Genomic DNA, 25,408 nt, shown 5'->3' with positions numbered 1-25,408 from the left:
TGAAAGGAGGGAGATGCGGGTATTGCTGGTCGAAGACGATCCCATGATCGGTGGAGCCATTCAGGGCGCATTGAAGGATGCGTCCTATGCGGCTGACTGGGTGAAGGATGGGCAAACTGCGCTCACCACAATGGCTTGCCAGCACTACGACCTGGTGCTTCTCGATCTGGGCCTCCCTGGCAAGGATGGGCTGGAGGTGCTGGCCAGCATCCGCGTCAAGGCTAACCCGATTCCCCTGCTCATCATCACGGCGCGCGATGGCCTGGATGATCGTCTGCGCGGCCTGGACGGTGGGGCCGACGATTATGTGCTCAAGCCTTTCGCGATGGCGGAGCTGCTGGCCCGGATGCGCGCAGTCCTGCGGCGCAAAGGCGGAACGGCAGCGCCCGTGCTCAGCAACGGCGTAGTGTTGCTCGATCCGGCCACCAAAGAGGCCAGAGTCCATGGCGGTTCTCCGCTTCAACTGTCCAACCGCGAGTTCTCGCTGCTGCAAGCATTGCTGGTGCGACCCGGGGCCATTCTCTCGCGCAGCGAGCTGGAGGATCGCATCTATGGCTGGGGGGAAGAGGTCGAAAGCAATGCCGTCGAATATCTGATCCACGCGCTGCGACGCAAGCTCGGCAGCGAGGTCATCAAAAACGTCAGGGGGGTCGGATGGATGGTCTCAAAAGGCGCTTGAACGAATCGGTTCAACTCAAGCTGTCCTTCACCCTGTCACTGGCCATCCTCGTGGTGGCCATCGTGGCCGGTGTCTTCTCGTTCCTGTCGGCCTTCAACGAGGCCCACGAACTAAAGGACGATGTTCTGCGCCAAGTGGCGCAGCTCACGGATCGGCAGCGCCTGTCTCCGGCCCCTCCCACCACCGATGCCCGACTCAAGGATGTCGATGAAGAATCGCGCGTAATCGTCCAGCGCTTGGGTGAGGCCAATCCCTCTGCGGCAGGCGTGGATGCTGGTGGAACACTCCCACTCCCGAAAACCTTGGCCGATGGGCTGCATACGCTGGAGGTCGGTGGCGAGACATTCCGCGTGCTGGTCAAGACAACAGCTGCCGGTGAACGCATTGCCGTGGCTCAGGAATCCGGCTTTTGTAATGAAATCGCCCGCGATCGGGCGCTACGTACCGTAATGCCCTTCCTGATCCTCGTGCCGGTGCTGCTGTTAATCGTCGCTGACCTGGTGCGCAAGACGTTCCGGCCCATTGCGGCGCTTTCCAAGGAAATTGACCGGCGTGCCGATCAGGAACTGCACCCCGTCGAAGACCGTCACCTTCCGGTCGAGGTGCGCCCGTTCGCAGTAGCGATCAATCGCCTGCTCACCCGTGTCGGCCAGTCGATGGAGTCCCAGCGCCGCTTTGTGGCGGATGCGGCGCACGAGCTGCGCTCGCCACGGCGTTGTCAAGTTGGCGGCTGTAGGCCAACTATGCGGCATACGCGTAGTTATCCTTATCAGATAACTGTCTCGATTGCGGCAGAGACAGTCCAATCATGCCAATTGCCGAGGCGTTCTTTTAGTATGGCGCGATGATGTGCAGCGTTCATCTGATGTCTTGGAAGCGCGAAGTGCTGACGGATCGGGCCGAAGCATGAAAGAAAAGCCTGCGTGCGACGCGCATCGCGAAAGCCACACATCTGGCGTTCGCGCCTACGGGTTGGCTGGTGGCTATTCTCGGCGCGGTTGTTTACGCGTGCGGCCGCTTTGACGAAAACGTGCTCTACCTGAGCGAGCTCAGGAATATCAGCCTTCGCCGCCGGATAACTGCGCAGTTGGTCGGTAACGATTTTGCGCGGCACCGGGTTTGAACGCAGCACCCGCCGAAAGAAGCGCTTTGCCGCGGCCTTGTCGCGATGCTTTTGCACCAGCACGTCGAGTTCGGCACCATGCTCGTCGACCGCGCGCCACAACAGATACGGCTCACCGCGCAGCGTCACGAACATCTCATCTAAATGCCAGGTGCTGCCTGGCTTCCGCCGCACCGCCTTGGCGCACTGAGCGAATCCAGCGCCAAACTTGTCGCACCAGCAACGGATCGTTTCGTACGTGACCACGACGCCACGCTCGAGCAACAACTCCTCGATGTCACGCAGGCTCAGGCTGAACCGGAAGTACCAGCGAACGGCGCAGCTGATGACGATAGCAGGGAAACGGTGGCCGTGATAAAGCGATTTGGTCTTCTTCATCGCTTCATTCTACCGCCACATCTCCAGCAACCTGACAGTGCCGCCGATATCACTGACCTGCTGCCGTTCAACTTCTGGAAGCCTACGGATTCAGCGCGTGAAATCGCTTGATCCAACAACCGTATTAACACGACTCGCGCCGATTACCGCGACGCGGTAAGCGCAGATCTATCGCCACGCAACTTTACCGGTCCCGTGTGCCAAATTGAGCGCTTACGGTCATCCTGACTGTCATCCAGTCTGGCTTATCAATGCTATATGAACCGGTTACCTCAATCTCATTGATTGTGACCGTAATATCGTTCCAAAACGTGGGCGCATTTTTGCGGTTTCATCATTTTCCTCTTTTCTTATCAGTGAGCGACAGTCAGTCGATACATAGCAAACAGACGCCAGCCTACGAAGCTCGCAGAACCTAGAACAAACGCGGCGAACTGCCATCGGCTATAACGATGTGCCCTTTCGGAGTTACTTTCGAGCGCTGAGAGGACGCCACTAACCGCCGCGCCTAGAAACGCACCTGGAGGTGGTTGATCAGTGTGCGTTCCCTCACGCAGCTTCAAGAGGTTGAAATTGGCGTATAGCGATGTCTGCATCCAGTGCAGATGCTTGCATCCGAAAAGGAAGCTAAGTGCCCATGCGAAGATCGCACCGCGGAAGTTTTCCAGCTAGTTGTCGCCTCGACGTTTTGAATTCAGGCTGCTTTTAATTCCTGGTTACGGGGTCGTCGAATGCCGACGGTCGGCTCAGCACGATCGGGATTCAGATGCACGACATGAACGCGCTGCCAGTCCCGCGTGGCACCTTTCCATCGTAGCGGATGACGTTCGCGCGCAACCTCGTAGAGCGCCTTGCGGCGCTCGAGGATGTCCTGATCAAGATTCGCATGGCGCTGGGCCGGTGTCACGAAACGGATCGCACTGTGGCGGTGTTCGTGGTTGTACCAGCGCACCAGTTCTGCAACCCAGGTGCGGGCTGCGAACAGGGTATCGAACGCCTCTAACGGATAAGCGGGCCGGTACTTCAGCGTTTTGAACAGCGATTCCGAATAGGGGTTGTCGTTGCTCACGGCGGGGCGACTCAACGACGGCATCACGCCCAAGGTCTGCAAGGTGGCAAGCATCGTGGCGCCCTTCATTGGGCCGCCGTTGTCGGAGTGCAAAATTACCTGGTTGGGCTGTATCGCCTCACGCGCGCATAGATCCTTGAGCACCTCGCTGGCCTGAGCGCTACTCTCTTCGGCGTAGACCTGCCAGCCGACGATCTTGCGGCTGAACACGTCCATAAACAGATACAGATAAAAGTACTGCCCGCGGATCGTCGCCGGCAAGTACGTGATGTCCCAACTGTAAAGCTGATTCGGCGCGTCCGCGCGAACCGCTCGTGGTTTGCCGCACGATTTGACCGGCCGTTCACTGCGCCGATGGGCAAGCTGCTTCTCGGCTTTCAGCACCCGATAGAACGTCGACTCCGAGGCGATATAGCGTTGCTGGTCAGCCAGTCGAGGCACGATCTGGCTCGGCGGCAAATGACCAAACTCGCCTAAGTTCGCGACTGCCAGCAGCTCGGTGCGTTCTTCGGCGCTCAGCTTGTGAGATGGCTGGTGGTGTCGTAACGAGCGCCCGTCCACCGCGTCAGGTTCGCCGCCTCGCCAACGCTGAACCGTCCGTGCGCTCAGCCCCAGCATCTCACACGCGGGCGCCTGGCGAGCCCCGGCCAGCGTCGCCTCGCTGATCAGGCCGATCAATGTTTTGCGCTCTTCAAGGCCCGTCATTCGGCCTCGCCCTCGAACAGCGCACGATACTTTTTTTGCAGCACCAACAGCGCCGCCGCCTCCGCTAGCGCTTTCTCCTTGCGGTTCAATTCGCGCTGTAATTGCACGTTGGCTTGCTTCAGATCCCGTACATCCTGGGCGTTCTCACGCCGAGCGCCGGTCCTGCCGACGGCGCAAAAGTCCATCCGCCACTGGGTGAGATGATGAGCGAACAGCCCCCGCTCACGACACCACGCGTTCAGTGCTTCGTCGACCAGGCCGTGGCTCTCATGCAAAGCCAGCAGCCGTTCTTCCGGCGACCAGTCTTCTGGACGTTTTGCATGTCCGGAGTCCGAGCTCCGGTTCGCAGCGGCGCTACCTCTCATCCACTTCCTTAATGTCAGTAAATTCATGTTCAATTCGTCGGCCACCGATCCAACGGTGCGGCTTCCGCGCTGCAGGACTTTCGACAGCGCTTGCTCTTTGAACTCGACAGAATACGTTTGTTTTTCCTTCAACCTGCACCTCTGACTCTTCAATTTAAGAAAATTCAGAGGCGACAACTATTGTGACACCGGGGGCACCGAAAAAAGGGATGAGCCACATCGATAGCTTGTCTCCATCCGCCTTTTGCAGCGCGTATCCTATCGCCGCACCAGCAGCGGCCAAAAGGAAGTAGGTGTACTTGTCCTGTCCGTCGTGATGGCGTTTCCACAGCTCGTCAGAATCAACCTGGCTCATTTCTCTTCCGAGGGTCAGCTAACCGATTTCGATAAATCGAGTTTCAGCAACGTCGTCAGCTGAAACCCCGCGAGGGCCGCATCGAAGTTCGGCATGGTCCACTCGCAAACAAAAAATACCTGCTCCAACTGCGCAACGATGCGGTCGCAACTGTCAATCGACATGTTCATTTCACGCACTTCCTCAACAACGGCCTTCCGGTCGATCTTTGCCGAAAGCTGATGCCGCTGGACACGCGAAGCCGCAAGTTCTTCTACTGCGGTTGCAACGTGCCTTGCGGTCCAATCATCGGCGTCTGGCAAGAGCCGTGCGGCGATTTCTTTACTGGTGTAGAGAGTCGGAACGGTCATGGTCTGCTAATTAGTAGATGCTTACGCAGCAGTGGGCGATGGAGGCTTTTCCGTCGTCGGGGGTGGCGCACCGCCGGGTATGTGCGTCATTCGCGAAGGTCGGTCTCCCGAGATGCCAGTTACGATCGGTCGTCAGTGCGGGAGGCTAGATCGTCATTAACTAGCCACATTCGATCTCCTTCTGGGGCTTCCGGGAAATTCGGTGACTGTAGCGGTCGGAATTCGACGGCAAGGCGATTAGTTGCGTCGAGATCGGACGAGAGATCGGTATTTAGTTTTCGTAGAGTGATCTTCCAGTTCTTCATCGGAAGATCGTTCTTGACAAACCAGAAGCTGAATGGAAAGAACTTGAAAACGTGTCCATACATGATATCGCCTGCCGATCCGGCAAAACCCATGGCGCCGTGCTTTAAGATTATGCGCCACCGATAGGGATACAGCCAGTAGTAGATATCGATGTTCGCAGGGAAAGCCGCATTCGGATCCATAAAATAGGCTCGAAGTGCGGAATCGATTGGGGGAGCCACTCCGTTCGATCGGACGTCGTTGACCGCATTGGCGGCCAACAGATGCCCTACGATCGACCTCACAAATCGATCGGGAAGATAATCAAACAACTGAATCCTGGGGAGAGACAGGCCGCTCGCGGCGTAATTCATGAAGCATGCATGAACCTGCCGAACCACCGATCCCAGGGCAGGGTCGTAGTGAATCCTAAGCCGCGTGCTGTTGCATTCGTTGCATACGGTTCTGAAATGTAGCCCGCTCTGGGACATGGATGGCTTGCTTCGAACCTCGCTTGGACTGGTTAGGCCGTTGCCAAATAGATGCTGTATTACGCTATCACGCACGTTGCCACAATTCTTTGGCGGGACGTGATCCCTGGTGAGCGAACCGAAGTCTCTGCATATGGCACAAAATCCGTCAGGTGGCCCGTAAGTGGCAAACCGCTTCATTATTTCGTTCGAATACTTGGCCATTCAATTCGCCGTCCCTTGGTTCTTTTCCTTCTCACAAACCGGCTGCGGTTCGTCGCACGCGCGCCGTTACTTTCGCTTTTGCCTCTTTCTCGAACAGTTCGTTCTCGGTAATTGCGTCCCCAAGATACATCGCCGTGACCCATCCACCGTGAAAGTCTTCAAACAGAGGCAAAGCATTCTTCACAGCGTTCCGCTGCTCCTGATCGTCCGGTAGTTCAATGACGACCGTCAAGTATTGCTTACCCATGATAGCTTCCAATCGGCATCCGGCCGTCGCGGTGCGCGCAGCGCGCGCCAGTGCTTTTCCCGGTTAATTCGTAGCCGTGCGCCTCAGCCGCGCGAAGCTTTGATTTGCCTCAACAATTGCCTGGAGCCGGGTCTCCCGCACGAGCCTGTCGTATTCATTGACGACGACGACAAGTGCGTCGACTAACTCAGCCGCGAATTTCCATTCGCCGGCAACGCTGCCTTGATTCATATCACTCAGCAGCCGCTTTTCGACATCGTCCAGGAACGACGCATCGAGTCGCCCAAACCCGCCTTCTGTCAAAAATCCCGTCAGCAACAGTATCTCTGCCATACATACCGCCGCGTCCCGATCAACCTTCCCCTGGCGTATCCGCTCAAAAGCGATTCTGACAGGAAGGACCAACTCATCTGCCGTCCCGCGATCCATCGGCAGAAAGAGCGCCTTCTTATGGCGGGATTGCTTCGCGAGCCCCGAGGGTCGTGAGTTTCGATTGCCAGGACGATTCATGAATTGCTTTTCCTATTCCGCGAACACTTCCTGCAAGGTACGCAGGGTGTCCAACATCGTTTTATCGGCAATCGCGCCTTCTTTCTTTACCAGTCGCACCTTGTCTACCGCGCGAATCTGATCCAGCAGGATCATCCCCTGTTTCCGCTTGAACGTCACGGGTATGCGAAACGGCGCAGGGCGTCCCTTGGAAGTCATCGGTGCGACGATGACCGTTCGCAGATGGTCGTGCATTTCGGGCGGCGATACCACCACACAGGGCCGCGTCTTTTGAATCTCGCTACCCAGCGTCGGATCGAGCGCAACGAGCCAGACTTCGCCGCGCACTACCATGCAAGCTCCGCATCGTCGGCGTTGTCAAACTCGCCCATCACCAGCGCGTCGTCACCGCTCTCAGCAAGCGCCTTGCTCGCCTCAGCCCAACCTTCGCGAGCCTTCTGACGAGGGCGACGAAGCACAATCGCGTCGTTTTCAACTTCCATTTCCACTTCGTTGTCCAGTCCCAACTGCGCGAGGACGGGCTTTGGAATCAGCACGCCCTGCGAATTACCCATCCTGCGAATCGTCGTTTTCATAAATTCACCGTAAGTACAATGTTATGCCATTGTGCATGTCACGTCAACACAATGTTATTACGCTGGCCGCTACATGTCACTATCGGCCTACAGGCCATCGTGGATCGCGGCAAGTGCCGCTTTCATGTCGCTCTCGGTGACTTCAAGATACGGAGCCACGTGGTCGAGGTGTGAATGACCAAGCAGCAACTGGACCGTGTCAAGCGAGTGGCCCTGAGCTACCAGACGGCTCGCGAACGTCCTGCGCCCGCTGTGGCTGCTGTGTCCCGCACCGAGACCAGCGGCACGGTACAGACCGGTAACATAGCTTTGAAGGCTGTCGGCCGCGAGGTATTCGACGGTCTCACCACCAAAGTTGACCCGCCGCTTAACGCTCAACTCGAATGCGCCGCCCTTCTGCGTGAGGATTAGGCGGGTGTGGGGCATGAGGCCGCGATACTCCCTGCGGTCCAAGGCAGCGCCCGCACCGCGTTGGTAGCGCCATTCGATATAGCGGTCGAACGCAGCAATGGTGCGCTCGTGCGACAGATAGATACATCGAGGGCGGCCACCCTTCGTGATCGAGCCACGCAAGCTGACTTCTTCGCGCCTCGTCCCCGATCTGGCAAGCACGTCGCGGATTTCGATGCGCGCGATTTCTATGACACGCATACCGCATGCAATCCCGAATAGAAGTATTAGGGTGTCGCGTTCGGGGAATCGGCTTGTCGCCTCAGTGACGCGCAGCAGATGGCGAAATTTGGCGGGAGTAAGGACTTTGGCGCGTTTGGGTTCCATGTTTCCTGTCTCGGAATACGCTCGAAAATCGAGCCGGTTACGAGAGAAAAAAGCGTCGGGCGCTCCTTTCCAGTCTAACGCAGACGAATGCTCACTTCCTCGGAAAGAACGTTGCCCACCGAGATGAACAACACGGATGAATAATTGAAGGAGGTATGCGCGCCCGTCAGACGGCAGTGCCTGGCGAACGGGCAAAAAAACCCGACCGGTAAGGGTCGGTTAAAAGTTCTGCCAATTCCGAGGAGAACCTGAGAGAGGCGGCGTTATGCCAGCAGTTTGCCCTGCCTCTTCAGGCCCGTTTTCGCATGCGAAATAGCCATGCGATCCACGTCATGGCATCTTATAGCCTCGATCGCATGCTTCAATCAGCGCGTTGTGGACTGCGAGCGGCATCGACGCCCGCAATTCCGGCTTCAGGCTCGTGATCCCCTTGTCGACAACGTCGGTCGCCTGGGCGAGCGTGACCCGGTTCAGACACGCCGCGAACACGGGTTGCGTTTGCTGGAAGAACACGCGATCCGCGTCTAGTACACCAGCCACATAGATCTGTCGCTCCGCCGGCGGCATTGACTGGTAGTGATCTGGCGAGACGGTTTGTGCTATTCCGGCCGGCGTCTGCGCGACCGCCGCCGACACCATCACGCTGGTTGTCAGCGCAAACAGAGCTTGTTTCATTTGCATCCTTTGTTCCTCGATTCAATTTGTCACAAGCGATCAGGTCTGCCAAGACCGTGCGCAACGATGCGCCGGTATGCGACCTCTTTCTAACGGCAACTAATCCAGTTTTCTTGACCTTGGAAAGTGGCCACAGGGATCAGGCCGCGTACGGTTGCTCGAGCGTTGCTTCGGCCAGCTGCCGGCGCAGCGTCATCGCTTTCGCCTGTGAACAGCGGAAGAACTTGCGGATCTCGGCGACCGTGCCGCGCGAGCGGCCCGCAGCTACCTCTTCAGCGATGCGCGCGACATCGGCGCTGACGGTCCTGGCCACCAGCATCGTGACCTTCTTGTCGTGCGCCTTTGCGGTCGCGTCATCGCGGTTACCGGTCGCCACCGGAGTGTGACTGGCAGTCACGCCACTCGGACCCGGCAAACCGGCGTCAGTCGGGGCAATCAACTGCTCATGACTCGCGCGAACTGCTGCGTTACCGGGCGCTACTGTCGCGTTACTGTCCGTCCCCACCGGCTGACTGCCGGGCCGGTTTTCCTGCAGTGCAAGTAGCCATCCAAGGCATGCAACACCCTCAAGCAGCGCCCCGAATGCGATACCGACGGCGAGGTCTACCTTGCCCGTCGACATACCGAGCAGCTGGGCAACGCGATCGGTAACCGGGTCTCGAGTCGCTTCATCGCGCCAGATGGCCTCACGATCCCGCGCCGCGCTCAGCCGGTCGGCCGATTGCTCGCGGCGCCGGGCAGGGTTCGAGAAGGACACGAAGATATGTCACACCGGAATCAGGCCACCGGGCAAGGCAGGCGTCACGCATGCCTATTTTCCGGATGGCGTGCTGCGGCATGCTGGAGTACATGGCCGCGCTTTACCTTGGGCAGGACTGAACAGCGTGCAGATCTCTGCGTACGCCACAGCGTACATGCGCCAACCTGACTATGCTCCTGAAACGGTCAGGATCCTCTTTGACGCGTTGCGCAATCCGATCGCGCAACGCAGTATCGCAACAGGGGTTTGGGCGGACCGTCACGACGAGTTCCGCGGCCGCAGACTGACCTGGAAGGTGCTTGCAGATCGCGTTCGGCCAGCCATCCGGCTCGTGGAAGAGGTCGGCGAGGTGCACCGCGATTCGCGGTGGCCGTGCCGCTATACGCACCGGGTACATGTCCATCTCGGCAGTCTGTGGCGCGACATAGCCGCATCAGTACCGGCCTACGTCGACAGTCTTACATTAGCGTAATCTATGGACACGATTAGCAGTTTTTAAGGACTTCAACACCACCTCGGCCTTCTCTCCCTCAGCTCGTGAAACTGCCAAGTTCCTAAGCAAACGCATCGTCCTGATTGACGGCCGCCAACTGGCCCGGCTGATGATTCGGTACAACGTCGGCTGCCGTGTTGAGGAAACCCTCCACCTAAAGAAGGTTGACGAGGAATTTTTCGAGTAGCAGCCGTCGTCAACAGGTCGATGACGCGACATACGCAACGGCCGTCGAGCGTCCGTAGTCAGATCGGAACCAATCTTCGGATGTCTGCGATAGGGCTTGGTTCAACGTCTGCAACTGTGGCCGGTTTGCGACGGCCGCGCCAAGTCGCGTTCGGTAAAACGTTCGTTTTATCGAACGCTCCGGCGTGAACTGCCGGAGCGTTCGTCCGGCCGAATCACGGCGTAGCATGAACACCGCATAGCACCGAGGGCTGCCGTTTTCGGATCGAGCCCCTTGAACTGGAAAGAAAGGTATCCACCTCACCATCCAGCGCCAATGAGAGCGCAACGCCGAACACTGCCTTTAGTGGCAGTCGAACGTCGTCCTCGGCAATCAAGTCCCAAATTCGCGTGGGCGCACCTGCATATTTTGGGTGTCCAATCACCTTAACGTTCAAGCCAACTGACAAACACACCTTAGCCATGGGATCATCTTGCCGGACCTAAAATAAATGGACGTTACTTGGCATGCCTCCCCTCGCCGTCGATCCTGCTGTTACCGCCTTTCGCCGTGTGACCTCTAAACAATGGCACGCGCTTTCAGGTAAGGCCGCGATTAACACCGCACTCGCAATCTTTAAGGAAAATCACCCACCCCAAGCTGACCTTATCGGCGTGGAAGCGGCTGAATACCTGGAGCAATTCATAGCAGCCACGCAAGAGCATATTCAGCGTGCACATTCAGGGTATGGGGGCGTACGCTGGCTATGGTATTTGCGGAGAGCGCCGGATGCCTTCTTTTCCGGAAGTTATGGCACGACCATCGGATACGATAGATTCCTTGCGGAGATCATGTCGTCAGCCTTCGCTAGGGAGGACCGGAGCGAGTTAGCCACCCGAATCACGTTCAAGGTTGACGACGCTGCTATCCGTCATGTCGCCTCGTTCGTCGGTCGGGTAAAACTGCTTTCGCAGCTACATATTCTCTATCGACGCGTAGGCAAAGGTGCAACGCTTGATGCACGTCAGCCGATCCTAGTCGCGAGGACTCCAGCCGACGTTGAAAATGCGATTGCAATATATGATCAGCGGCACGACCGTTCACATGAATTCTTCGGTTCAGGTCTTGGTTTGGCCACTGTCGAGCCAAGTTCCTCGGATTTCGTGGAAGCGGCTGAGCGCTTCGGCCTGACCGCCTTCTTGTCCTTTGGCTGCCACCCGAGCTACTACCCCTCCATCCAATACCCGGACGCTAATGGCGCTCAAATGGAAGTGACGGTGGAGGCGCGTCATATGCTCAAGGCATTAGATTTACGGAATGTTCTCCAGCCTTTTGATGGTGAAGCTGGGTCGCCCGAGTACTTGCGCGATGTCGCACCGCTAATCCAACTACTCGTCATGTTGCCTGCTTTGATGACACAGGCCCCTTGGGCGTTCGGGTCCATCCTACAACAGGGCTACTTCTTCTATGGTGCGAAGCGGCTAGAAGCCCTATTCGACGCCTATCTTCCAGAAGTCGCAGCCATACTCACAAGAGAAACACCGGGGTTCCGATGGTCTACCAAGGCTGCCGAATGGCTGGAGGACGTCAACCAGGTCAACGCGTCCCCGTGGCCCTTAATAGCTGGCAACGTTTGTCGCCGATGCGCGGAGCAGTACCTGCTCGACATTACTGGCTCCTCCCACGCATTTCTGCAAAGACTCGAAATGTCTAGGGCGCCAACGCTGGGCAACGTGCGCGGGGCAGCGTTCGAATTCCAGTGTCAAGAGATTATTGATCGGTCACCTTGGGCACCCCCGCCAGCCATCAGGGAACTTCGCGGGCGACCACTTCGGCGTGCCGGCCAAAGACTCACGGACATCGATGCTTTGGCAGCAAGGGACGGAGTACTATTGATTGTTTCATGCAAGAGCAGGATCTACGACCGTGAATACGACCGGGGTACTTACCGTGTCGTCCAGAATGAGCGATCCAGTATTGACGAAGCAGTGACGCAATGGGATTCGGTTGTAGAAGGACTCAATCGTGAACCTACCGGCGACAACTTCGACTTTTCAGCCTTCAAAGAGATTTTCGGTGTCGTATGCACGCCTTTCCCCGTTTATACCAGCAGCCAACAGAGCTTGAGATTTGTCAGGGAAGGACTGCGAGCGAGTTGCTCCGCGCACGAGTTGCGGGACTGGTTGCAATAGCGGTCAGCAACTACGGCGAATATAACTGACGCGAGTCCGCGCTGCCGCATGAACGGGTAATTGGGTTACCTGCTTTTGAATCGCGGGCTTCTCAGGATCATGGGGAGTCTCTACCGGCGTGGCAGACCTGCTTACAAGACGGCGTAACTGATCAGTTCATCCTGATCCTGGCCATCTCGTCATGTGTTGCCGCAGCGGCAGCGCGGAGGCGCTGCAATGCATCGCGAACAGCGTGCAGCTCGGTTCTTACGCCGATGGCCGAAACAGCGTCGATCATGTCGACACACGCAGCCATGGCACGAGAACATCCTTCATCGATGACCCGACAAGCTTCATAACGCTCAGTCGCAGATTTTGCCTGTGTATTGTCCATAGGCGGTCTCCTTTCGCGCGAGTAAGACCGGTTGATTCTGAGGCTTCGTTATGGGCTAGGAATGCACACGTGTAGCCGCAACGCACCATCAATGGAATCAAGTACTTGCCAAGTTCTGACGACGGTCCGTCAAACTCCGTATCGTCGTTGCAGCACATCCTTATCCAGCAAGGCTTTGCCGTTCAAAACGTGCCGATCAGGTCGGTCCGATCGGCAACTGCCACGACATCCCCATTGTGACCTTTTCGAATACGGGCGCTTCCTGCATCCCTCCTTCGGCACCGATCTCGCCGTCATGAGCGTTCGGTGCGAAGCCGAGTTCGAGCAGACGTTGGCGTTCGGCTTTCGCGTCGTCGACGCAGACTGCGACATGGCGTACCCGTCGCCATGCGTATAGGGTTCGGCGCGGGGGCGTGGATGCGCCGGCAAGATCCGTCTCGTTGTCGCCACCTGCGGATGCTGAAGTCCTTGCAGCCGCCGGCTTTCAACGAAAAGAAGGGGACCGTCATGCCAAACAGAACCCCCCTGCTCCAGCGCGCGGCAGCCGCCGCTGCTTTCTTTGTGCTGATCGCGAGCCATGTGGCCCGCGCCGAAGATAGCGTCGCGCCGGTTCATCCGGTCGCTCGCGATATTGCCCAGGAAGAGCGCAACCGCGCGCTAGTCGTGAACTTCTACGATGCGGTGTTCAACCGGCACGATCTCAGGACTGCTAGCACCGAGAGGTGGCTCCGGGAATTCGGACAGTTCCTTGAGCGGAAAAGCTGGGGCGTGAGTCGGTCATAATGGCCGGCGACAAGGAACCAGAAGATGACGAAACGAAACCGACGGACACACTCACCGGCGTTCAAGGCAAAGGTGGCACTCGCAGCGCTGAAGGGCGACAAGACGCTGGCAGAGCTGGCCCAGCAATTTGATGTCCATCCGAACCAGATCACGGACTGGAAGAAGCAGCTGCAGGAGCGGGTTGCCGATGTGTTCGACGCGGGCACCGCGGCCCCAGCTGCACCGCCAATCGACGTGAAGGTGTTGCACGCGAAGATCGGGCAGTTGACGTTGGAGAATGATTTTCATATGGCCTGTTTTTGCAAGGAGGACGAGCGTATCTCTCGCTACCGCGATCTCGAACGTCAACGTATCCGACCTGATTGGTAACGCGACACATGGGCTGTTTATCGACGATGGATCAAGCTCATATCCGCGGGCTGATTACCGCATTTCATCTTTCCGTCACGGGGCTGCCTCGCTCTTAACCACGGAGATCACGCAGTCGCGTGCTCACAAAAAAATCTCGAGGGTTCCCCACATCGCGCCCAGTGCCGCGTTACCGATCAGGTGGAATATAATGGTTTCGCGATAGCAGTTCCGTATTGAATAAATCGATGAGGATCTACGGAGATGTTCAGACTGGCTGCAGTCGCGTTCCGATGTCCCAGATGAATCCGCATAGTTCACGCGCGATTGCCGCACACGTCTTGTTCTGGTGAAGACCTCGTGCGCGAAGCCGACGAAATCTGTGGCAGAGACGAACCTGTGCTTTCCAGGCGATGTCGATGACATGTCGAGGTTGTCCCTCAAGCCGAGGCTGTAGCGATTCGCCGATTCTCGCGGGCAACCGATAATTCCACGCTGCCTCGACAAGTATCCTTCGGACGTGCGTGTTGCCCGTCTTCGTCAGGCCGCCGCGTTGCTTTGTGTTCCCGCTGGAGTGTTCCGAAGGGACAAGTCCCAGGTAGCTCATGAATTCGCGTGGATGCGGGAAGCGTCGCAAATCGCCAAGTTCAGCGACAATGGTCAGTGCGGAGATGAAATCAATGCTGCGCAGGGTCATCAGGCCTTTGACCATCGGCAGCCAACGCCAGGTTTCGGCGTGGGCACGCAGCGACTGCGTGAGGCGTTCGACGAGTTCGGAGGCGAACCGCACCGCCATCCGGTATTCGGTGAAGACGATGTGCTGGGCGGAATCCTCGAATTTAATCTTTGAAAGAAAGAGCTCGTGTTTCGGCCCCCAGCGACTACCCGTATATGCGTGACCATGGCGAAGCAGGAAGGACTTCAGCCGCTGTCGCACCCTGCGCAAATCGGTCACGGCATCCTCACGGGCACGAACCAGGTCGCGGATGGCTTCGTCCTGTGGCTCGGGAACGGTAACTGGAACAAGTTCTCCGGCCCGATGCAGTCTCGCTAGCAGTAGTGCGTCGCGACGATCCGTCTTGATTCTGTCAGCCGGTCGGCGGGCGACCCTCGATGGAGCAACCACTTCACAGTGATACCCTTGTTCGCGCAGTGCCCGAACTAGCCCATACCCGCAGGGGCCTGCTTCGTGGCAAATGCTGATCTGCGATGGTTCGCCGAGCTTCGAGAGCGCTTTGGATAGCGAAATGACGCTGTAGCGGGTCGTCCCGACGAACTGAGGATCGCTCCGTGAATGCGCCGTGGCGAACGCGATTGCAATCGAGTCCTTGTGTACGTCGAGACCGACGTAAAGCTTGACCTTGTCCATGACTGTCTCCGCCGTTCCGTGAAGGTCGTCCGATTATCGGACGAACGCCTATGTCGCGTTTCCCTGAAGGCCATCATGTCTTAGAAAGCGCGCTCAGCAAGGCGGGACTGCTGGGCGTAAGGCGATGATCGATCGTGATCACGCCCTGCCGGTGACGCAACAGGCCCGGCTGTTAGGCATAAGCCGCTCGAGTGCCGATTACCAGTCGCGTGGGGTCAGCGAAGCGGATCTGAAATTGATGCGCCGAATTGACGAGCTTCACCTCGAGCATCCATTTGCCGGGGCGCGAATGTTGGCACGGCTGCTGCGTCGCGAAGGTACCACGGTCGGGCGCAGGCACGTTGGCACCTTGATGAAGCGCATGGGCGTCGAGGCGTTGTATCGCAAGCCAAACACGAGCCGCAAGCATGCAGCCCACAGGACCTGGCCGTACCTGCTGCGCAACTGAAGATCGATCGGGCCAATCAGGTCTGGGCGCTCGATACGAGCTATATCCCGATGGCGCGAGGCTTCGTCTATCTGAGGGCCGTCGTAGACTGGGCGAGCCGCCGGGTGTTGGCACACCGGGTGGCGATCACGCTGGAGAGCTGCCATGCTGTCGAGGCGCTGGAGGAAGCGTTTGCGAAATACGGCCTGCCTGAAATCGTCAACACGGATCAAGGAAGCCAGTTCACCGCAACCGAATTCACCGACGCGGTTCTCAGCCGGAAGGTTCTCCTGTCGATGGATGGGAAAGGCGCCTCGCGTGACAACGTGTTCGTCGAACGGGTGTGGCGCAGCGTCAAATATGAAGAGGTTGTGTGCTACGAACGCGATGGTTCGAGGTTTGAACAGTTGCGATGCTTTACCAAAGATGAGGGTGGGCCCCTCCGAGTCGGCTTGCAGGAGCAGGCTTCAAACCACCACAAGCTGCGGGAGTTAAGAGCTTCTGTGGTGAGCGTTGCTGGAAAAGGCGGAGCTCGACTCCGTCAGGTGAGGATCAGGAAGACGAACGTGAGTGAACCGCTGATGACGTGTCGAAACGTATTAACTGAAGTCGAAACCGGGATCTTGACTTCTATCCCGCGACAAAGGTTGGGGGCATACCTGCTTACTGCCCAACCGGCTTCCGGCATGAAGGCGGCGTGATCTTGATCCAGGCTTTGGTAAGGAACGTAGGAACCTGTCGTCCCGATGCTAAGGGAGAAGCCCAAGCGGATAGCCTTCGCAAGGGTGAGAGTACCGATGCGGGGCACAGGGGCGGAGGCGTTCGTAGTAGGGTTGAAGGCTCTGTAATGGAGCTGGACCGAAGGAACGCCGTCGTCCGGCCTGACCATGTGGGCAACCCGCAAGGGGAGGACTCGCATGGATAAGGCAAAGCCGTTTGATATTTCCAAACGTGAAGTGTGGGAAGCGTTCAAGCGGGTGAAGGCAAATCGCGGTGCGGCGGGCGTCGATGGAAAATCGATTGCCCGGTTCGAAGAGGACTTGAGTAATAACCTCTATCGACTCTGGAACCGGCTGTCCTCGGGCAGCTACATTCCGCCCCCCGTCCGGCGCGTGGAGATCCCAAAGGCTGATGGCACGACAAGGCCGTTGGGAATTCCGACCGTGTCGGATCGCATCGCGCAGATGGTGGTACGGCGATATCTCGAACCGATTCTGGAGCCAGTGTTCCATGACGACTCGTATGGTTATCGGCCGCGCCGCTCGGCGCATCAGGCGCTCACAGTCGCGCGTCAGCGTTGCTGGCGCTCAGACTGGGTGCTTGATCTTGATATTAAAGGCTTCTTCGATAATATCGACCATCAACTTCTGATGCGAGCGCTACGTCAACATACGGACTGCAAGTGGGTGCTGCTATACGTCGAGAGATGGCTGGTCGCCCCGGTTTGTATGCCCGATGGCGCTCTGGTCTCGCGGGATCGAGGAACACCACAAGGGGCAGTCGTCAGCCCTATATTGGCTAACTTGTTCTTGCACTACGCGTTTGATCAATGGATGTCGCGGAACTATCCCGGCGTTCTATTTGAGCGTTACGCCGACGATGTCATTTGCCACTGCAAGAGCGAGACGCAAGCTAGGCAACTACGAGCAGAGCTCGATGCCCGGCTTGCGGCGTGCAAACTGCAGCTTCATCCGGAGAAGACCAAAATCGTCTACTGCAAGGACGATAACCGACGCGGCAGCTATCCAGTGCAACGCTTCGATTTCCTGGGCTACTGCTTCCGGCCCCGGAGTTCGATGAATCGCTCTGGCGCACTGTTCGTTAGTTTCGCCCCTGCGGTCAGCGACAAAGCGGCCAAATCGATGCGGTTGCGAATGCGGCGGTGGCGGCTGCACAGTCGCAATGACCTTGAACTTGTCGAAGTTGCCCGATGGACGCAGCCCGTACTTCTGGGCTGGGTTCGCTACTACGGGCGGTTTCGGCCTTCCGCTCTTCGCGGGGCCTTGCGCACACTGGATTCATTCATTGTGCGTTGGGCTCAGCGCAAATATAAGAAACTCCGGACGCACAAGCTGCGGGCATGGGATTGGTTGCGGCGTCTCAAAACGCGGCGCCCGACCCTGTTCGCGCATTGGACGCTCGGAGCCACGGCTGGACGATAGGAGCTGTATGAGTCGAGAGGCTCACGTACAGTTCTGGGAGGGCCTGGCGGTGCGACTCCGCCGGGCTACTCAACTATTTGAAAGCGTACGACCCGGTCTATTTGAAAGCGTACGACTCGGTCGGCCACGCACGCCGCTCAATCGGCAATTACCTGAACTGGTACAACCAGAATCGGCCTCATTCGAGGTTGGCCGATCAGACACCGGATGAAGCATACTTCGCCACGCTGCCAGCGATAAAATCGGCAGCTTGATTGCCTCAGCAGTTCCACTTAAAAACTCGCAGATCCTGTCCGGACGAACGACGCCACCTCTCAAAGACCAGTTTATAAGGCACAGCGAGCAGGGGTATTCGTACTTTTTGTGCAATTTCTGACGGTTTGCCCCTTATCGATCAACGATTTGCATACTCTCCGATGGCGCAAGAGCCGCGGAGCCGCCGAGCCTTTGCAAGCGGCTCTGCATGCGACTACCGCCAGATTCCACACGAAAAGTACGATTGCCCAAACCGCCATTCGGCTCACGAATCCGCCCGAAGCCTCGCAAAACGAACGCGGCCACCGCCGCACTCAAATTTTGAGTCGCGAGACCTTGGTTCCCGAGAGCGACACATCTCCCATCAGACCGGCATTGGTCAGCGCGATCGCATTGACTGGTGCGGTTGCCGTTGTCGTATCGATCGCACCGTGCGCACCGACCTTCAAGAGCGCGACTGACCCTTCTCCACCGACCGACCAGCCTTTGGAACGGCGAAAGCTGTTGAGCGCATCATGGGTCATGAACAGGAAGATAACGGCCTTCGATTGAGCCCCTGCCTGCAGGCCAAATGACCCGGATACCGTGCTGTAGTAGCCAACGGATTTCCCGCCTACGCGCAATGCGCCTTCGCCGTACTCGCCACCGGCGACAAAGCCAACCTTGATCACCGATGGGAACACGAGCACACCGTTCGCCTTGTCGACCAATTCCCGGGAACCCCTGACGTTCGCGTACAGCTTCGACAGGGTCCCGTGGACCTTTGCATCGATCGCTCGCCGCTTCGAACCGTTGGACTCGTTGGCAATGGCATCGCTTACCGCCCCCAGGGAGACCGTGAGCGTAAGACCCGCGCCAACTAGTATTGCGCCCGTCCGCACAAACCTCTTCTGTTCATCGCTACCTCCGTCGTTGTTGCATGGGTTACCGGGTCGCGGCCTCGTCTCAGATGACCGGGATGGGATCGGTCAGGCATCGGGACCGAACATTACGAAGCGCCGGTACGCCGCTCCAGTTCCGCTGTTGTGCGCTCCAGCTCCTGCACGATCATCGCCTCATCGGGCAACACCGTCTGGTATTCCGCCGCGAGAATCTTGTTCGGCAGGTTGATCGAAGTCGGGGACTTCGACCAGCCCAAGCGAACGCTCGATATCGAAGCTGGCCACGTTGAAAATTGCCGCGCGATGGATCAACGGCCGCTTCGCCCCGACAGCAAATTCGTCGCGCGCCATAAAAATGGTACGCGTGGCCAGCGTCTTGTACGTAAGCCATAGCACGTCGACCAGCTGTGCGGTAGTTGGCACGGGCACGGGAGGGTCGTGGCTCTGGCCAAACAGGCGCTTTTCTGTCGCGGCAATCGCGGTGTAATGACGCCACGCTGCGGTTTGGGCATCAATGAAGGTTTGAATGAAGTGATTGAACATGCCGGAATCGATATGTGATCCGGGGCGCATGCCCAACGGGGCGCCCCGTTGTACGGTAAGCCGGATGTCAAGCGAGACGCCATGCGTGAGTTGTCGCCGCTCAGCTACGTGGAGAAAGTACGCGCGCCGACATTGATTTTGCAGAGCGAAGCCGACGAGCATTGTCCTGTTTGCTAGGCAGAAGAACTCTTCACCAACATCACGGCGACAACCGACACACCGGCGGAATGGTCACGTGTCCGGGCAATTCCCCTTGCATCGCCGAGTGCAATAACGACGATCCCCGCCACACTGTCGATCATAGCGATCGCCATCCTCTCGTCCGACGATTGAGAGAAGCGCATCGCCGCCAAAGTCCCGCCGGTAGCCTATTCCAGGCACACGAGGTGCTGTGTTGAAATCGCGGCACGCGCCGCATGAGCAGAGCCCGCACTTCTTCCCGGCTTTTGCCGTTATCGGTAATCGTCCAGATGGAAAGGCGATGCAAAAGGTCATGCGCGATGCAGCGGGTTTACCCCGCACGAGCGTTGCGCGGAAAACTTGCACCACTAATGAAAGAAGTACAGGCCGACGATGCCAGCAAGCGATAACCCTGTGTCGTATCGAACCGGTCATCGAACGACCGTGGTCGCGGACGACCTTAAGCGGCTATTAAATAACGTCTCCGTTATCGGCTTCATGGCGTGGTGCGACGTGCGCTCCCGCTATAAGAGAACGGTACTTGGCCCTTTGTGGTTGACACTCGGAACGTTGCTCGGAACCGCTGGCTTAGGCTATATCTGGAGCGAGCTATTTCGGCTCGACCGCTCCACCTTTGTGCCAGCACTGACTTGCGGGCTTATCGTCTGGCAATTCCTCTCAGGATGCATTACCGAAGCACCGACCACGTTCAATCGCCAGGCCGGGATCATCCGCAACATGGATGTGCCGCTGTCCATTCACCCCGTGCAGATGGTCACCAAGCATTTCATTAACCTGTTGCACACTGCGCCGGTTTTTGTCGTGGTGGCGGTACTGCTCGCAGTGCCCGTCGGCTGGAACACGCTGCTGGTCGTGCCGTGCCTGCTTCTCGTCATCCTCAATCTCGCGTGGATCACTTTCCTGCTCAGTATTCTGGGCGCGCGCTTTCGCGACCTCGAGTATCTCATTGCCGCGGTCATGCCACTGCTGATGTTTCTCAGCCCTGTGATGTACCGCCCGAACTATTTGCCGATTAGTGGTCGCCTGCTCTGGCTCAATCCGCTATCTCATCTGATTGAGATCGTGCGTTATCCGTTACTCGGCAGCGCACCGCCGAGCTTCGTCGTGTGGACGAATGTAGTCATGGCCGTGGTTGGCTGGACGCTCGTGCTCGTGCTCTTTCACCGGGTTCACTCCCGCATCGCATTTTGGATCTGACGGCATGACACATCTCACTTTCGATCGGGTTACGGTCTCTTACCCGGTTCACAACAATCGCACCAAATCGCTGCGCAATAACCTCGTGCGCATTAGCACGGGCGGACGGCTCGATGCGGAGTCGGGTCGCATCCAGGTAGTCACGGCTTTGCAGGATGTGACGCTGGACCTGCGCCAGGGCGACGCCGTTGGACTCGTGGGTCACAACGGAGCGGGCAAAAGCACGATGCTTCGCACGATGGCCGGGGTCTACAAGCCGACCAATGGCACCGTCAAGCGTCAAGGCAAGACCGCCACCGTGCTGGAACTCGGCGCGGGTATCGATCCCGAATTGACCGGCTACGAAAACATCACGCGTATGGGTGTGCTGCTTGGCATGAGCATCGCCGAGACGAAGGCGCGCGTCAGCGAAATAGAAAGCTTCACGCAACTAGGTAACTTCCTGCAATTGCCGGTACGGATGTACTCCTCCGGAATGGCGACGCGTCTGATGTTCGCAGTTGCGACTTCCACGCGTCCGGACATTTTGCTCGTCGACGAGGTTTTCGGTGCAGGCGACGCCGAGTTTCAGGAAAAGGCGCGGCAACGCATGGCGCAGCTCATCAGCTCCGTTGGCATCTTTGTGTTTGCCTCGCACGACCACGAACTGATACGCACCTATTGCAACCGTTACTTGCGCCTTGAGCACGGACGGGTGAGCGAAATCGATCGCCGGGACGTGCATTGAAACTGGCATTGGGCGCGCTACGCGCCGGTAGACATTGAGACGAGGCGAACGGTGAAAAGACTGATAGTCGATCTGGACCATACAATCACGCTAGGCGCGCCTTCCGGCTATGCGGACGCGGTTGCCAATAGAGCGCTGATCGACCAGCTGCATCGATACAAGGAAGACGGCTTTGTGATTGTCATTAGCACGAGCCGGTCGATGCGCACGTACGAAGGCAACATCGGCAAGATCAACGCTCATACGTTGCCGGTCGCCATAGAGTGGCTGCGTCGCCACAACGTGCCGTTCGACGAAATTCATGTCGGCAAGCCATGGTGCGGTCATGACGGATTCTATATAGACGATCGTGCTGTACGACCGTCGGAATTCCTCTCCAAGTCGTATGGAGAAATCGTCCAGATGCTCGACGCCGAAAAGGGGAAGTCGCCGTGCTTCTGATCCTTTCCGGCGAATACGTCGAGAGCGAACTCGCATCGGAATTCGGCAAGATTCCGCCATGCTTCCTGCCAGTCGGAAATCGCAGGCTCTATACGTATCAACTCGGCCGGCTCGCGCAGCACTACAAGCGAGTCAACATGACACTGCCCGCGGATTTCGATGTGGACGCGATCGACTTCGCGCATCTTGATGCAGCAGGTGTCGCGATCTTCCGCACCGCGCCGCAGATCATGCTCGGCGCGGCCGCGCTGACTTTTCTCGCCGAGACGCGCCACGAGGGCCGCATCGACATCCTGTTCGGCGACACGCTCGTGACCGAGCCGCTGCCCACGCATTCGGACTGGCTCGCAGTAGGCGAATCGGACGAGAACTATCGCTGGCACCATGAGCGACGCACCGCCGGGTTGCAGGACAAGGTCTGGGTCGGCATGTTCTCGTTTTCCGACGCTGTTGCGTTACGCCGCCTGCTGGCAACCGGCCTCTCGTTTATCGAGGCCATCGAGGCTTATTCGGCATCGGTCAGTCGGCTCGAACTCGTTGACGTAGGCAGTTGGCTGGACTTCGGTCACGTTCACACCTATTTCTCGTCAAAACGACACGTCACGACGCAACGCTTTTTCAATGACATCACCGTGGCCGACGGCATCTTGCAAAAGACCAGCCGCGACTCCAGAAAGATTCTCGCTGAAGCCAACTGGTTCGAGAACGCGCCCGGATGCGTGAGATCTTTTCTGCCCAATCTCATCGAGGTCGGACGCGCCGAACCGGCTTTCTATGCGCTCGAATATCTTCCGCTCGCGGCGCTTAACGAACTCTATGTATTCGGAAATTTGCCGGAGAAGGTGTGGGCAAAGATCTTCCGGGCTTGCAACAATTTTTTCTCGGCGACTGAGCGGCTCAGCATCCCGGAGCATGATCGCGTGAGCCGGCAGGAACTGGACGCGTTATACCGCGGCAAGACGGTATCGCGTCTGGAGAAGTTCGGCGCGGAATCGGGAGTGAGCCTGCATGAGCCCTGGGTTTTCGAAGGCAGGCGCGTGCCCTCGCTGATGGCTATCGCCGACGAAGCAGCGGACGCCGTCCTCCGTTCGCCGAACCACCGAACGTCGTTCGTACATGGTGACTTTTGCCTGAGCAACGTGCTGTTCGATTTCAGGAGCGGCAAGGTCAAGCTGATCGATCCGCGCGGTCTGAATTGCGACGGAGAACAAACGCTATTCGGCGATTTCCGCTATGAGGTCGGCAAACTCGCCCATTCTGTCATCGGCCTCTACGACTTCATTATCGCGGGCCGATTCAATGCGTCGGTGGAGGGAAAAAAGGTGCGCCTGACATTGCCTTCAGGCTCGACAAGCTCCGTGCGGCAAGTGTTTCTGTCCACCCATTTCCGCGGACGCCTGCCAGAAGAATGGGACTGCTATCCGATCATGGTTCTGCTGTTCCTGTCGATGCTTCCGCTACATGCCGACGATGTGGAACGCCAGACCGGCCTGATGGCAAACGCACTGCGCCTCTATACGGAATGGAAAAATGATAGTAATACCTATGGCCGGAAACAGCAGCCGGTTCTACGCGGCGGGATTCAGTCGTCCCAAGTATGAACTGGAGATCGGCGGGCAGTCTCTGTTCTCGCTGACCGTTCGCTCGTTCGAGGCGTATTTCGAGTCCGAGAAGTTTTTGTTTATCGTGCGCGCGGAATTTGCGGCCAAGGGCTTTGTTGAAGAGTCTTGCCGCGCGCTCGGTGTATCGAACTACGAGATTGTCGAACTTGCCACGCCGACGCGCGGCCAGGCGGAAACGGTATTGCTCGGCATGACAGGCGCCACCTATCGCCGCGACGAAGCGCTGCTTGTTTTCAACGTCGATACCATTCGTCCGGGATACACGCTCCCGCCGGAAGCGGCGAACGCCGACGGTTATCTGGAAGTATTCCGCGCGCAGGGCGATCACTGGTCCTTCGTGCGGCCGCTCTCGCCGACGAGCAAGCTGGTGGCGGCCACTGCCGAGAAGCGGCGCATCTCCGACCTGTGCTGCACAGGGCTGTACTATTTTGCGTCGGCAGCGGACTTCGTGTCTGTCTGCACCGCGGCGATTGATAACTTTTCCGAGTTCGAAAAGGAGTGGCGCGAGTTATACATCGCGCCCATGTATAACGCGCTGATCGCAAAGGGCCGGCGCATCACATATCACGAAGTGCCTGCATCCGAAGTACTACTTGCAGGGACCCCGGACGAATTTGAAGCGCTGGTGAGCCAGCAGGTGCAAACGTGACCGTGTACTTTTCGCTGCCGGTGCACGAAGCGCCGCTCGTGGTTGCCGACCAGCTGACCAATTTTTCCCGCTACGCGCCGCAGGCGCGCGTGGTATTGCACGTATCGAGCAACGCTGCAATTGACGTTGCTGCCTTGCATGACATTCTTCGCCGCGCCGGCAACGATAACTACCTGATCAATCCGGTACGGGAGCGGACGGCATGGGGCGGGATTCTGCGCGCGCACCTTGCGAACATTGCATTCATTCGCGCGCTCGGGGACGCATCGCATATCTGCTTTCATGCGTCCAACGACATGCTGATTCGGCCCGGTTGCCTCTCGCATATTACGGCTCAGGATCGTGCGTTCAATGTTAGGCCGATTTTTCCGGAGTCGTACTGGTGGGTCGCGCGCAAAGCTTTCTACGATCCCGCTCTGCGGACAGTGCAAAAACGTCTTGGCGGCTGCGCTTTGTTCGGCTCACAAATAGAAGGTGCCTTTTACGACGCGCCGACGTTGTTCGAGATAGCCGACATCTTGCGACAGGAGGCGCTTGCGACGGCCGACTATCCGCAGGAAGAAGTCGTCTTTGCAACGGTGGCCAAGGCGCTGGGCGCGACCCCCAACGCGATGCCTTACGTGTTTTCCGAGGCGCATGTATTCGACCGCGCGTACTGGCGGTTTCTGCAACAGTTCGAATGGATGTTCGGTAACAACTGGACGCGCGCGCCGGGGCTCAGGTATTGCGTCGAGTACGCGTTCATCAAGACACCGTTTTATCGGCTAAGACCGGATCTGGTCGAGCTTATCGCACGACCTGTTCATGCCACGTCGAAGAATGGGCGCGCTTTTGCCGGGCGCTCCGCTCAGGCGAGACGGCTTGGGGACCTCGAATGGATGGACGACGGCAACAGCATATGGCGAGTGTTTAGCGTGGACACGCTGTACGGCGTTAAGCGAGTGCCGCGCTCGCTCGACAATCCCCTCAGGCGTTTTATTCAGCAGCTCCCCACAGGGACTCTGCGGCCCACTCAAGATCGGGAAGCGTGA

General features: G+C 58.0%; 26 protein-coding genes and 6 pseudogenes. 15 read left to right on the top strand and 17 right to left on the bottom strand.

The features are described from left to right. The first annotated feature begins 13 nt into the window (after positions 1-13). Positions 14-679, top strand: coding sequence for a response regulator transcription factor (locus RW095_RS00580; RefSeq protein WP_317015815.1), 666 nt, complete (start codon positions 14-16; stop codon positions 677-679). Continuing rightward, positions 655-1,389, top strand: a pseudogene (locus RW095_RS00575) (two-component sensor histidine kinase); the annotation flags it as partial. The gene RW095_RS00580 and the pseudogene RW095_RS00575, both read left to right, overlap by 25 nt. 59 nt (positions 1,390-1,448) lie before the next feature. On the opposite strand, the gene RW095_RS00570 reads toward RW095_RS00575, so the two are convergent. The 12 genes and pseudogenes from RW095_RS00570 to RW095_RS00515 form a co-directional block, all read right to left on the bottom strand. After that, positions 1,449-2,180 carry an IS6 family transposase gene (locus RW095_RS00570; RefSeq protein ID WP_317015814.1) on the bottom strand — a complete coding sequence of 244 codons (732 nt, stop codon included), beginning with the start codon at positions 2,178-2,180 and terminating at the stop codon, positions 1,449-1,451. Positions 2,181-2,874: 694 nt separating this feature from the next. Continuing rightward, positions 2,875-4,451 (bottom strand): annotated as a pseudogene (locus tag RW095_RS00565) (IS3 family transposase). Between the two features lie 22 nt (positions 4,452-4,473). Further along, complete coding sequence (locus RW095_RS00560) at positions 4,474-4,674, bottom strand: hypothetical protein (RefSeq protein WP_317015812.1); 201 nt, start codon at positions 4,672-4,674, stop codon at positions 4,474-4,476. Positions 4,675-4,688: 14 nt separating this feature from the next. Next, a complete protein-coding gene (locus RW095_RS00555) occupies positions 4,689-5,024 on the bottom strand; it encodes a hypothetical protein (RefSeq protein ID WP_317015811.1) in 336 nt (111 codons plus the stop codon). A 119-nt stretch (positions 5,025-5,143) separates the two neighbouring features. Then, a complete protein-coding gene (locus tag RW095_RS00550; protein ID WP_317015809.1) occupies positions 5,144-5,683 on the bottom strand; it encodes a hypothetical protein in 540 nt (179 codons plus the stop codon). 352 nt (positions 5,684-6,035) lie between these two features. Then, positions 6,036-6,251 carry a hypothetical protein gene (locus tag RW095_RS00545; RefSeq protein ID WP_317015808.1) on the bottom strand — a complete coding sequence of 72 codons (216 nt, stop codon included), beginning with the start codon at positions 6,249-6,251 and terminating at the stop codon, positions 6,036-6,038. A gap of 63 nt (positions 6,252-6,314) precedes the next feature. Next, positions 6,315-6,761 (bottom strand): Fis family transcriptional regulator, encoded by a 447-nt coding sequence (locus RW095_RS00540; RefSeq protein WP_317015806.1) that lies wholly within the window; start codon positions 6,759-6,761, stop codon positions 6,315-6,317. Between the two features lie 12 nt (positions 6,762-6,773). After that, positions 6,774-7,094: a type II toxin-antitoxin system PemK/MazF family toxin gene (locus RW095_RS00535; protein WP_317015805.1), complete on the bottom strand. Its 321-nt coding sequence runs from the start codon at positions 7,092-7,094 to the stop codon at positions 6,774-6,776. Continuing rightward, positions 7,088-7,336, bottom strand: coding sequence for an AbrB/MazE/SpoVT family DNA-binding domain-containing protein (locus tag RW095_RS00530; RefSeq protein ID WP_317015803.1), 249 nt, complete (start codon positions 7,334-7,336; stop codon positions 7,088-7,090). The genes RW095_RS00535 and RW095_RS00530 overlap by 7 nt, the downstream gene beginning before the upstream one ends. Positions 7,337-7,423: 87 nt before the next feature. Continuing rightward, positions 7,424-8,113 carry a tyrosine-type recombinase/integrase gene (locus RW095_RS00525; protein WP_317015802.1) on the bottom strand — a complete coding sequence of 230 codons (690 nt, stop codon included), beginning with the start codon at positions 8,111-8,113 and terminating at the stop codon, positions 7,424-7,426. Between the two features lie 330 nt (positions 8,114-8,443). Then, positions 8,444-8,788, bottom strand: a complete 345-nt coding sequence (locus RW095_RS00520) for a hypothetical protein (RefSeq protein WP_317015800.1) — start codon at positions 8,786-8,788, stop codon at positions 8,444-8,446. A gap of 139 nt (positions 8,789-8,927) precedes the next feature. Beyond that, entirely contained in the window at positions 8,928-9,545 is a 618-nt protein-coding gene (locus tag RW095_RS00515) for a hypothetical protein (RefSeq protein WP_317015799.1), read from the bottom strand. 518 nt (positions 9,546-10,063) lie between these two features. On the opposite strand from RW095_RS00515, the pseudogene RW095_RS00510 reads away from it, so the two are divergent. Next, positions 10,064-10,228, top strand: a pseudogene (locus RW095_RS00510) (restriction endonuclease); the annotation flags it as partial. Positions 10,229-10,734: 506 nt separating this feature from the next. Then, positions 10,735-12,399 (top strand): hypothetical protein, encoded by a 1,665-nt coding sequence (locus RW095_RS00505; RefSeq protein ID WP_317015798.1) that lies wholly within the window; start codon positions 10,735-10,737, stop codon positions 12,397-12,399. Positions 12,400-12,550: 151 nt separating this feature from the next. On the opposite strand, the gene RW095_RS00500 is transcribed toward RW095_RS00505, so the two are convergent. After that, entirely contained in the window at positions 12,551-12,772 is a 222-nt protein-coding gene (locus tag RW095_RS00500) for a hypothetical protein (protein ID WP_317015796.1), read from the bottom strand. A gap of 456 nt (positions 12,773-13,228) precedes the next feature. Here RW095_RS00500 and RW095_RS00495 point away from each other — a divergent pair, with 456 nt between their 5' ends. Beyond that, positions 13,229-13,555 carry a hypothetical protein gene (locus RW095_RS00495; RefSeq protein ID WP_317015795.1) on the top strand — a complete coding sequence of 109 codons (327 nt, stop codon included), beginning with the start codon at positions 13,229-13,231 and terminating at the stop codon, positions 13,553-13,555. 24 nt (positions 13,556-13,579) lie between these two features. Further along, positions 13,580-13,840 (top strand): annotated as a pseudogene (locus RW095_RS00490) (transposase); the annotation flags it as partial. Between the two features lie 331 nt (positions 13,841-14,171). Here the strand turns inward: RW095_RS00490 and RW095_RS00485 are convergent. Then, positions 14,172-15,272 (bottom strand): IS110 family RNA-guided transposase, encoded by a 1,101-nt coding sequence (locus RW095_RS00485; RefSeq protein ID WP_317015794.1) that lies wholly within the window; start codon positions 15,270-15,272, stop codon positions 14,172-14,174. A gap of 85 nt (positions 15,273-15,357) precedes the next feature. Here RW095_RS00485 and RW095_RS00480 point away from each other — a divergent pair. The 3 genes and pseudogenes from RW095_RS00480 to RW095_RS00470 all read left to right on the top strand — a co-directional run. Next, positions 15,358-16,070 (top strand): annotated as a pseudogene (locus RW095_RS00480) (IS3 family transposase); the annotation flags it as partial. A gap of 546 nt (positions 16,071-16,616) precedes the next feature. Beyond that, positions 16,617-17,861, top strand: coding sequence for a group II intron reverse transcriptase/maturase (gene ltrA / locus RW095_RS00475; protein WP_317015792.1), 1,245 nt, complete (start codon positions 16,617-16,619; stop codon positions 17,859-17,861). 86 nt (positions 17,862-17,947) lie between these two features. Continuing rightward, positions 17,948-18,115: pseudogene (locus RW095_RS00470) on the top strand (integrase core domain-containing protein); the annotation flags it as partial. Between the two features lie 315 nt (positions 18,116-18,430). On the opposite strand, the gene RW095_RS00465 reads toward RW095_RS00470, so the two are convergent. The 3 genes from RW095_RS00465 to RW095_RS00455 form a co-directional block, all read right to left on the bottom strand. Next, on the bottom strand, positions 18,431-18,997 hold the full coding sequence (locus RW095_RS00465) for a BPSL1445 family SYLF domain-containing lipoprotein (protein WP_394365021.1): 567 nt from the start codon (positions 18,995-18,997) through the stop codon (positions 18,431-18,433). Positions 18,998-19,171: 174 nt separating this feature from the next. Further along, positions 19,172-19,540: a hypothetical protein gene (locus RW095_RS00460; RefSeq protein WP_317015791.1), complete on the bottom strand. Its 369-nt coding sequence runs from the start codon at positions 19,538-19,540 to the stop codon at positions 19,172-19,174. 173 nt (positions 19,541-19,713) lie between these two features. Continuing rightward, positions 19,714-19,842, bottom strand: a complete 129-nt coding sequence (locus RW095_RS00455) for a hypothetical protein (RefSeq protein ID WP_317015789.1) — start codon at positions 19,840-19,842, stop codon at positions 19,714-19,716. A gap of 322 nt (positions 19,843-20,164) precedes the next feature. Between RW095_RS00455 and RW095_RS00450 the strand changes: the two genes are divergently transcribed. The 6 genes from RW095_RS00450 to RW095_RS00425 are packed head-to-tail and all read left to right on the top strand — an operon-like array spanning position 20,165 to position 25,408. Then, positions 20,165-20,938, top strand: a complete 774-nt coding sequence (locus tag RW095_RS00450; RefSeq protein ID WP_317015788.1) for an ABC transporter permease — start codon at positions 20,165-20,167, stop codon at positions 20,936-20,938. Positions 20,939-20,942: 4 nt separating this feature from the next. Beyond that, complete coding sequence (locus RW095_RS00445; protein WP_317015787.1) at positions 20,943-21,665, top strand: ABC transporter ATP-binding protein; 723 nt, start codon at positions 20,943-20,945, stop codon at positions 21,663-21,665. Between the two features lie 51 nt (positions 21,666-21,716). Continuing rightward, on the top strand, positions 21,717-22,106 hold the full coding sequence (locus tag RW095_RS00440) for an HAD family hydrolase (protein ID WP_317015786.1): 390 nt from the start codon (positions 21,717-21,719) through the stop codon (positions 22,104-22,106). After that, positions 22,097-23,707 (top strand): phosphotransferase, encoded by a 1,611-nt coding sequence (locus RW095_RS00435; protein ID WP_317015785.1) that lies wholly within the window; start codon positions 22,097-22,099, stop codon positions 23,705-23,707. The genes RW095_RS00440 and RW095_RS00435 overlap by 10 nt, the downstream gene beginning before the upstream one ends. Beyond that, the gene (locus RW095_RS00430; protein WP_317015784.1) at positions 23,637-24,377 is read left to right on the top strand and encodes a glycosyltransferase family 2 protein; all 741 of its coding nucleotides are present in this window, start codon (positions 23,637-23,639) and stop codon (positions 24,375-24,377) included. The genes RW095_RS00435 and RW095_RS00430 overlap by 71 nt, the downstream gene beginning before the upstream one ends. Further along, complete coding sequence (locus RW095_RS00425; protein WP_317015783.1) at positions 24,374-25,408, top strand: hypothetical protein; 1,035 nt, start codon at positions 24,374-24,376, stop codon at positions 25,406-25,408. Before RW095_RS00430 ends, RW095_RS00425 begins: the two co-directional genes overlap by 4 nt.

It is taken from the genome of Paraburkholderia kirstenboschensis (assembly GCF_032806925.1).
In the GTDB taxonomy this organism is placed as follows: Bacteria; Pseudomonadota; Gammaproteobacteria; order Burkholderiales; family Burkholderiaceae; genus Paraburkholderia; species Paraburkholderia kirstenboschensis.
This window is presented reverse-complemented; position numbering and strand designations above follow the sequence as displayed.

What these genes read in the sequence shown, in the direction of transcription:
- RW095_RS00500 (WP_317015796.1), bottom strand. Translation starts at nt 12,772, where the DNA reads ATGGACAATACACAGGCAAAATCTGCGACTGAGCGTTATGAAGCTTGT.
- RW095_RS00570 (WP_317015814.1), bottom strand. Translation starts at nt 2,180, where the DNA reads ATGAAGAAGACCAAATCGCTTTATCACGGCCACCGTTTCCCTGCTATC.
- RW095_RS00555 (WP_317015811.1), bottom strand. Translation starts at nt 5,024, where the DNA reads ATGACCGTTCCGACTCTCTACACCAGTAAAGAAATCGCCGCACGGCTC.
- RW095_RS00445 (WP_317015787.1), top strand. Translation starts at nt 20,943, where the DNA reads ATGACACATCTCACTTTCGATCGGGTTACGGTCTCTTACCCGGTTCAC.
- RW095_RS00460 (WP_317015791.1), bottom strand. Translation starts at nt 19,540, where the DNA reads ATGTTCAATCACTTCATTCAAACCTTCATTGATGCCCAAACCGCAGCG.
- RW095_RS00520 (WP_317015800.1), bottom strand. Translation starts at nt 8,788, where the DNA reads ATGAAACAAGCTCTGTTTGCGCTGACAACCAGCGTGATGGTGTCGGCG.
- RW095_RS00505 (WP_317015798.1), top strand. Translation starts at nt 10,735, where the DNA reads ATGCCTCCCCTCGCCGTCGATCCTGCTGTTACCGCCTTTCGCCGTGTG.
- RW095_RS00545 (WP_317015808.1), bottom strand. Translation starts at nt 6,251, where the DNA reads ATGGGTAAGCAATACTTGACGGTCGTCATTGAACTACCGGACGATCAG.
- RW095_RS00560 (WP_317015812.1), bottom strand. Translation starts at nt 4,674, where the DNA reads ATGAGCCAGGTTGATTCTGACGAGCTGTGGAAACGCCATCACGACGGA.
- RW095_RS00530 (WP_317015803.1), bottom strand. Translation starts at nt 7,336, where the DNA reads ATGAAAACGACGATTCGCAGGATGGGTAATTCGCAGGGCGTGCTGATT.
- RW095_RS00580 (WP_317015815.1), top strand. Translation starts at nt 14, where the DNA reads ATGCGGGTATTGCTGGTCGAAGACGATCCCATGATCGGTGGAGCCATT.
- RW095_RS00525 (WP_317015802.1), bottom strand. Translation starts at nt 8,113, where the DNA reads ATGGAACCCAAACGCGCCAAAGTCCTTACTCCCGCCAAATTTCGCCAT.
- RW095_RS00550 (WP_317015809.1), bottom strand. Translation starts at nt 5,683, where the DNA reads ATGAATTACGCCGCGAGCGGCCTGTCTCTCCCCAGGATTCAGTTGTTT.
- RW095_RS00535 (WP_317015805.1), bottom strand. Translation starts at nt 7,094, where the DNA reads ATGGTAGTGCGCGGCGAAGTCTGGCTCGTTGCGCTCGATCCGACGCTG.
- RW095_RS00430 (WP_317015784.1), top strand. Translation starts at nt 23,637, where the DNA reads ATGATAGTAATACCTATGGCCGGAAACAGCAGCCGGTTCTACGCGGCG.
- RW095_RS00495 (WP_317015795.1), top strand. Translation starts at nt 13,229, where the DNA reads ATGCTGAAGTCCTTGCAGCCGCCGGCTTTCAACGAAAAGAAGGGGACC.
- RW095_RS00540 (WP_317015806.1), bottom strand. Translation starts at nt 6,761, where the DNA reads ATGAATCGTCCTGGCAATCGAAACTCACGACCCTCGGGGCTCGCGAAG.
- RW095_RS00455 (WP_317015789.1), bottom strand. Translation starts at nt 19,842, where the DNA reads ATGATCGACAGTGTGGCGGGGATCGTCGTTATTGCACTCGGCGATGCA.
- ltrA (WP_317015792.1), top strand. Translation starts at nt 16,617, where the DNA reads ATGGATAAGGCAAAGCCGTTTGATATTTCCAAACGTGAAGTGTGGGAA.
- RW095_RS00485 (WP_317015794.1), bottom strand. Translation starts at nt 15,272, where the DNA reads ATGGACAAGGTCAAGCTTTACGTCGGTCTCGACGTACACAAGGACTCG.